The 7076-nt window shown below is 60.2% G+C and carries 5 protein-coding genes; 1 reads left to right on the top strand and 4 read right to left on the bottom strand.

Annotation, left to right across the window (positions count from 1 at the left end; all coding sequences use genetic code 11):
- Positions 1-180: 180 nt before the first annotated feature.
- The 4 genes from AC19YR_RS21270 to map form a co-directional block, all read right to left on the bottom strand.
- The gene (locus tag AC19YR_RS21270; protein ID WP_500600034.1) at positions 181-909 is read right to left on the bottom strand and encodes a M12 family metallopeptidase; all 729 of its coding nucleotides are present in this window, start codon (positions 907-909) and stop codon (positions 181-183) included.
- A gap of 188 nt (positions 910-1097) precedes the next feature.
- Positions 1098-2297, bottom strand: a complete 1200-nt coding sequence (gene dapC / locus AC19YR_RS21265; protein WP_500600032.1) for a succinyldiaminopimelate transaminase — start codon at positions 2295-2297, stop codon at positions 1098-1100.
- An 89-nt stretch (positions 2298-2386) separates the two neighbouring features.
- Entirely contained in the window at positions 2387-5089 is a 2703-nt protein-coding gene (locus tag AC19YR_RS21260; protein ID WP_500600030.1) for a [protein-PII] uridylyltransferase, read from the bottom strand.
- A 38-nt stretch (positions 5090-5127) separates the two neighbouring features.
- Positions 5128-5910, bottom strand: a complete 783-nt coding sequence (map, locus tag AC19YR_RS21255) for a type I methionyl aminopeptidase (protein WP_095106392.1) — start codon at positions 5908-5910, stop codon at positions 5128-5130.
- A gap of 390 nt (positions 5911-6300) precedes the next feature.
- Between map and rpsB the strand changes: the two genes are divergently transcribed.
- A complete protein-coding gene (gene rpsB / locus AC19YR_RS21250) occupies positions 6301-7038 on the top strand; it encodes a 30S ribosomal protein S2 (protein WP_095106396.1) in 738 nt (245 codons plus the stop codon).
- Positions 7039-7076: the final 38 nt, after the last annotated feature.

The following is a 7076-nucleotide window of genomic DNA, read 5'->3' as shown; positions in this document are numbered from 1 at the left end:
GTGCAAGCAGATCGGCTCGGTTCGGTCAGACGTCCATTGATGATGATGTTTTGGAAGCGGGATTGCGTTCGCTTAGCAAGTGCAGAAAAGTTAACTGACTGTTGCACTTGCTCCTTGAGACCGCCATGATGGTTTTTGATGCCTGCCCTGAAGTGCCTGGTTTTTAGGTGGGTTAAAAGTTTAGGCAGGTGGGTAGATATTACTGATACTGATTTTGTCCTGTTCGCTGAGTTCTGTGTTATAGCCAACTGTCCAATCGCCGATGGTTAGATCGTTGAGTATTTCATAATGCATGATGGAGTGGGGGTCGTAAGAGCCACGATAAATATCGGGGCTATTATCGATATCGAACAAGTTGTAGGTGATTTCCTCGAGAGTCCATCCTTGGGTTTCTTGGAAATAACGAAAGGCTTTTTCCTTGTCCCAGGGAATGTTGGCGCTGGGATGTTGGTGTTCGTGGCTCAACCCTAGAGCGTGGCCGAACTCATGCAAGAGCGTGGGGTTGAAATCCTCGCTGGTATGCGGGGTTGCGATGCTCAGCGTTGGCTCATAGGAGGGGACGGACAATGCGTCGGTACCCATCACTGATTCGTTGAACTTGGCGTTCAGTGCAATACGAATATCGCCATGGTCACCGTCTTCAAACTCGAACTTCAAGTTGACATAGGGCTCCCACATCCGGATGACCTGCTCAACTCGGGCCTTGATCGCTTCAGGCAAAGCCTGCGTGAAGGTGATGGTGATAGTCCGGCCAGGGCTCCAGCACTTGCTATAGAAGCCAACGGCGCGTTTTGAACGGCTGTTAGTGGGTTGGCAGAGTGCGTTAAGCGGGTTTTCGTTAATCGCACAGCTATAAGCGTGCTGTTCATTGTGTGGGCAGGTTATCTTGCAGAAGTGGTGGGTGGGCATAGAGTAACTTCCTTGTTTTATTGCATGGTGGCCTCTTTCCGTAGAGGCGTAAGTTGTTTTGTTTATAGAAGGTTAGTTTGATAGTGAAGGTTGTAAAGTTCGCGGGGTGGTGCTGCTGTAACTTGATATTTTTGTTTGGCTTTTGATGGTGGCCCCACCCTGCGTTGCACAGGGTGGGGCGCTGTAAGTTAGCGCTTGCGGATAATGAAGTCGCGCATGCGGGTGGCCGCTTCTATGCACTCGGCCAGGGGGGCGACCAGTGCCAGGCGCACGCGACCGGCGCCGGGGTTGTGGCCATCGACTTCGCGTGACAGGTACGAGCCCGGCACGACGGTGACGTGCTCTTCGACGAACAGATCGCGGCAGAACGCGGCGTCGTCGCCCTGTACGTTGGGCCACAGGTAGAAACCGCCATCGGGGCGCTGCACGTCCAGCACCGGGCTGAGGATGTCGAGTACCGCGTCGAATTTTTCGCGGTACAGGGCACGGTTGGCGGCGACGTGTTCTTCGTCGTTCCACGCCGCAATGCTGGCAAGTTGGGTTTGGATCGGCATCGCGCAGCCATGGTAGGTGCGGTACAGCAGGAACGCCTTGAGGATTTCGGCGTCGCCGGCCACGAAACCTGAACGCAGGCCGGGCAGGTTGGAGCGCTTGGACAGGCTATGGAACACCACGCAGCGTTTGAAGTCCTGGCGGCCCAGTGCCACGCAGGCGCTGAGCAGGCCCGGTGGCGGGGTCTGTTCGTCGAAATACAGTTCGCTGTAGCACTCGTCGGCGGCGATCACAAAGTCGTGCTTATCGGCCAGGGCGATGAGGTTTTTCAGGGTGTCGAGCGGGATCAGCGCGCCGGTGGGGTTGCCCGGTGAGCAGAGAAACAGGATCTGGCAGCGTTCCCAGACGTCGGCCGGCACGGCATCGAAGTCGGGGTTGAAGCCGTGGTCGGCCAGGCACGGCAGGTACAGCGGCTTGGCCCCGGCGAGGAACGCCGCGCCTTCGTAGATTTGGTAGAACGGGTTGGGGCTGACCACTAGGGCGTCGTGGCTGCGGTTGACCACGGTCTGGGTGAAGGCGAATAGGGCTTCACGGGTGCCGTTTACCGGCAAGATGTGCCGTGCCGGGTCGAGCCAGCCCTGGGGCACGCTGAAGCGTCGTTCGCACCACGTCGCGATGGCTTCGCGCAGTGCTGGCAGGCCCAGGGTGCTGGGGTAGACCGCCATTTGGTCGAGGTTGTCGGCCAGCGCCTGGGCCACGAACGCGGGGGACTTGTGCTTGGGTTCGCCAATGGACAGGGCAATCGGGCGTTTGTCCGGGTTTGGCGTCACGCTGCCCAGCAGGGCTCGCAGTTTCTCGAAGGGGTAGGGCTGCAACTGGTTCAGGGCGTTGTTCATGGTCACAGGCTCGTGCATTCAGTGTGGAGGCAGGCGCGGCCGCAAGGGCGGTGGGCCGGCGCCGTTGTGCTACAGGGGTGTGAGTGGGCTCAGATCGTTAGCTTGAAACCTTGCGCGCTGGGCTCCTGGTTGACGCTCAACTGCTCGACGATGGCGTCCTGCAAGCGTTGGCACAGCTCTGGGTCGGACAGCGGCTGGTTGTGGGCATCGGTGATGAAAAAGACGTCTTCCACGCGCTCGCCCAGGGTGGCGATCTTGGCGTTTTGCAACGACAGGTCGAACTCCAGGAAGATCCCGCCGATGCGCGCCAGCAGGCCCGGGCGGTCGGGGGCGCTGAGTTCCAGCACGGTCACCGGGCGTTGGGCGTCATTGTGGATGGTCACTTGCGGGGCGAAGGCGAAGTGCTTGAGCTGGCGCGGTACGCGGCGCTGGATGATGGTTGGGTAGTCGTCCGGGTTGCGCAGGGCTTCGGTCAGGCCGTCGCGGATCTGCTTGACCCGCTCCGGGTTGTCGCCGATCGAGTCGCCGTCGGTGTCGAGCACGATGTAGGTGTCGAGGGTGAACTGGCTGCTGGAGGTGATGACCCGGGCGTCGTGGATGTTCAGGTTGAGCTGGTCCATTGCGGCCACGGTTACGGCGAAGAAGTCGTGCTGGTCGGGAGCGTAGATGAAAATCTGCGTGCCGCCCTCGAACTCGCGCTGGGTGGTTTCCTTAATCAGCACCAGCGGGCCGCCGTCGGCGGGCTGTTGCAAGATGGCATCGGTGTGCCAGGCGACGTCGCCGGCAGTGTGGCGCAGGAAGTAGTCGTCGCCCAGTTGCGACCAGAGCTGCTCCACGTCGTCGGGGTCGTTGCCGCCGCGCACGAGGATGTCTAGGGCCGCGCTCTGGGTCTGGCGGATCTGCTCTTCGCGGTCTACCGGGTTTTCCAGGCCGCGGCGCAGGGCGCGCTTGGTCTCGGTGTAGAGCTGGCGCAGCAGGCTGGCACGCCAGGAGTTCCACAGCGTGGGGTTGGTGGCGTTGATGTCGGCCACGGTGAGCACGTAGAGGTAGTCCAGGCGCGTTTCGTCGCCTACCGCCAGGGCAAAGTCGTGGATCACTTGCGGGTCGGACAAGTCCTTGCGCTGGGCCGTGGTGGACATCACCAAGTGGTTTTGCACCAACCAGACAATTAAGCGGCTGTCCCACAGCGGTAATTGGTGACGCTGGCAAAACGCCTCGGCATCGACGGCGCCGATTTCCGAGTGGTCGCCGTGGCGGCCCTTGCCGATGTCGTGGTACAGGCCGGCGAGGTAGATCAGCTCAGGCTTGGGCAAGCGGCCCATGAGCTTACTGGCCAGCGGAAATTTCTCTGACACCTGGGTGTATTGCAGCTTACGCAGGTGCTTTATCAGGTTCAGGGTGTGGGCATCGACCGTGTAGATGTGGAACAGGTCGTGCTGCATCTGCCCGACGATAAAGCCGAACTCCGGCAGGTAGCGCCCGAGAATGCCGTAGCGGTTCATTCGGCGCAGGTTGCGGTGGATGCCGATCTCGCACTTGAACAGTTCAATGAACAGGCTGGTGTTGCGGATATCGTTGCGGAAATCGTCGTCGATCAGGTGGCGATGTTCGCGTAACAGGCGCACGGTGTCGGCGCGCACGCCCTTGATTTCCGGGTGCTGGGCCATGAGCAGGAAGATTTCCAGCATGGCGAACGGTGTGCGTTTGAACACGTTGACGTGGCTGACTTCGATATAGCCGTCGTGCAGTTGGAAGCGCGAGTTGAGGGGCTGGGGCGGCGCCTCGTCGGCCGGGGCGAGGATGATTTCCTCGAAGTGCTGGATTATCAGGTCGCTGAGCTGGGCGATGCTCATGACCACTCGGTAGTACTGCTGCATGAAGCTTTCGATGGCTTGTTTGGCGTCATCGCCGGTAAAGCCCAGCAGGCTGGCGATAGAGCGCTGGTGGTCGAACAGCAGGCGATCTTCGGCGCGCCCGGCCAGCATGTGCAGGGCATAGCGCACTTTCCAGAGGAACTCCTGAGACGACGCCAGCAGGGCGTTTTCGCTCTCCACCAGGAAGCCTTCGCCGGCCAGGGCCCGCAGATTCAGGGTGCCGTACTGGCGGCGCGCCACCCAGAGCAGGGTCTGGATATCCCGCAGGCCACCGGGGGAGCCTTTGACGTTGGGTTCCAGGTTGTATTCGGTGTCGTTGTACTTGTGGTGCCGGGCCTTTTGCTCGGCGCGCTTGGCCAGGAAGAATTCCTTGCTCGGCCACATGTGCGCGGTGCTGGTGACTTCCAGCATGCGTTGGCGCAGGCGCTCGGGGCCGGCGATGGTGCGGCTTTCCATCAGGTTGGTGATGATCGTCAGGTCGGCGCGGGCCTCCTGGGCGCATTCGTCCACCGAGCGTACGCTTTGCCCGACTTCCAGGCCGATGTCCCACAGCAGGGTGAGAAAACGCTCGATGGAGTCGCGAAAAATCTCATGGTCGGCGTTGTCGAGCAGGATCAGCAGGTCGATGTCGGAGTAGGGGTGCAACTCACCGCGCCCGTAGCCGCCGACCGCCACCAGGGCAATGTCGGCGTCCTCGCTCCAGGCGAACTGCTCCCAGGCCTTTTGCAGGATGTTGTCGACGAACCAGGCGCGATCCTCGATCAAGCGGCGGATATCGCGCCCGGCGCGAAAGCGCTCGTCGAGCACTTCGCGGGCCTGGCGAATGGCCTTCTTGAAAGCGGCAATCGGGCTGGCCTTGAGGGCCAGTTCGGCCTGGAACTGGCCGCGGTCGAAGAGATCTGGGTCCACCTGCGGCATCGATTGCTTTCCTTTATAGGCGCTGGGCGCGGGGCGGATCAGGCCGAAACGCGAGGGATGGTGTCATCGCTGCGCAGGGTGAATATCTCGTAGCCGGTGGCGGTCACCGCCAGGGTGTGTTCCCACTGGGCCGAGAGCTTGCGGTCCTTGGTGATGGCGGTCCAGCCATCGCCCAGCACCTTGGTGTCGGCGCGGCCCTGGTTAATCATCGGTTCGATGGTGAAGGTCATGCCTTCCTTGAGCTCCATGCCGGTGCCGGCGCGGCCGTAGTGCAGGATCTGCGGCTCTTCGTGGAACACCTTGCCGATACCGTGGCCGCAGAACTCGCGCACCACCGAGAAGCCGTTCTTTTCCGCGTGCTTCTGGATGACTTCGCCGATGTCGCCGAGGCGGCAGCCAGGCTTGACCAGTTCGATGGCTTTGTACATGCATTCCTGGGTGATTTGGGACAGGCGCTCGGCCCAGACCGGCACGGTGCCGACGTGGAACATGCGGCTGGTGTCGCCGTGATAGCCATCTTTGATGACGGTTACGTCGATGTTCAGGGTGTCGCCATCCTTGAGTGGTTTCTCGTTCGGGATGCCGTGGCAGACCACGTGGTTGATCGAGGTGCAGATCGACTTGGGGTAGCCCTTGTAGTTCAGCGGCGCCGGGATGGCGCCCTGGACGTTGACGATGTAGTCGTGGCAGAGGCGGTCCAGCTCTTCGGTGGTGACGCCGGGCTTGACGTGTTCGGCGATCATTTCCAGCACGTCGGCGGCCAGTTTGCCGGCGACACGCATTTTTGCGATGTCCTCTGGAGTCTTGAGGGTGACGGTCATACGGGCTCTCTAGCGCTCGAAGGCGCAACTTGAAGGAATGTGGGCGCGCGCGGCGGCTTTGACGGCAAGCCTGCCCGCGGCCCGGAAAAACGCGATTCTAACAGACGATCGGCGCAAATCATGAGGGTCTGTGCATTGCGCCTTCTATATAGGCGCGAGGGCGCATTTCTGGGCGATTCCCGCAGAGGCCAAGAACGTGGCGATGGCGATGCTATTCCAGGTTTCGTTTTTGACTTGTCTGTGGTATAAAATGCGCCGCTTTCCGGGGATGCCCCGCGAAGCTTAAATCCACACACGTGTCGACACGATGACCTGGGTGCCTTCAGCTTTATGCTGCTGGTTGGTCATTGGGATACGTGGAGGCCAAACCCGACTTATCAAGGAACTATCATGTCCCAAGTCAACATGCGCGATATGCTCAAAGCCGGTGTCCACTTCGGTCACCAAACCCGTTACTGGAATCCGAAAATGGGTAAATACATTTTCGGCGCGCGTAACAAGATCCACATCATCAACCTTGAAAAAACCCTGCCAATGTTCAACGAAGCTCTGACTTTCGTAGAGCGCCTGGCCCAGGGCAAAAACAAGATTCTGTTCGTCGGCACCAAGCGTTCCGCTGGCAAGATCGTTGCTGAAGAAGCAGCACGTTGCGGCTCGCCGTACGTCGATCACCGCTGGTTGGGCGGCATGCTGACCAACTTCAAGACCATTCGTGCTTCCATCAAGCGTCTGCGTGACCTTGAAGTTCAGGCCGAAGACGGTACTTTCGCCAAGCTGACCAAGAAAGAAGCGCTGATGCGCTCTCGCGACCTGGAAAAACTGGACCGCAGCCTGGGTGGTATCAAGGACATGGGCGGTCTGCCTGACGCACTGTTCGTGATCGACGTTGACCACGAGCGCATCGCGATCACCGAAGCCAACAAGCTGGGTATCCCGGTTATCGGCGTTGTCGATACCAACAGCAGCCCGGAAGGCGTTGACTACATCATCCCAGGCAACGATGACGCAATCCGCGCCATCCAGTTGTACATGGGCGCGATGGCTGACGCTGTTATCCGTGGCCGCAACCACGTCGCTGGCGGTACCGAGCAGTTCGTTGAAGAAGCTCCAGTAGCCGCAGCTGAGTAATCGACGCCCTGGCGTTGACTCAGTAAGCAAAAAGGGGG

This window comes from Pseudomonas sp. MF08817 (assembly GCF_059862705.1).
This window is presented reverse-complemented; position numbering and strand designations above follow the sequence as displayed.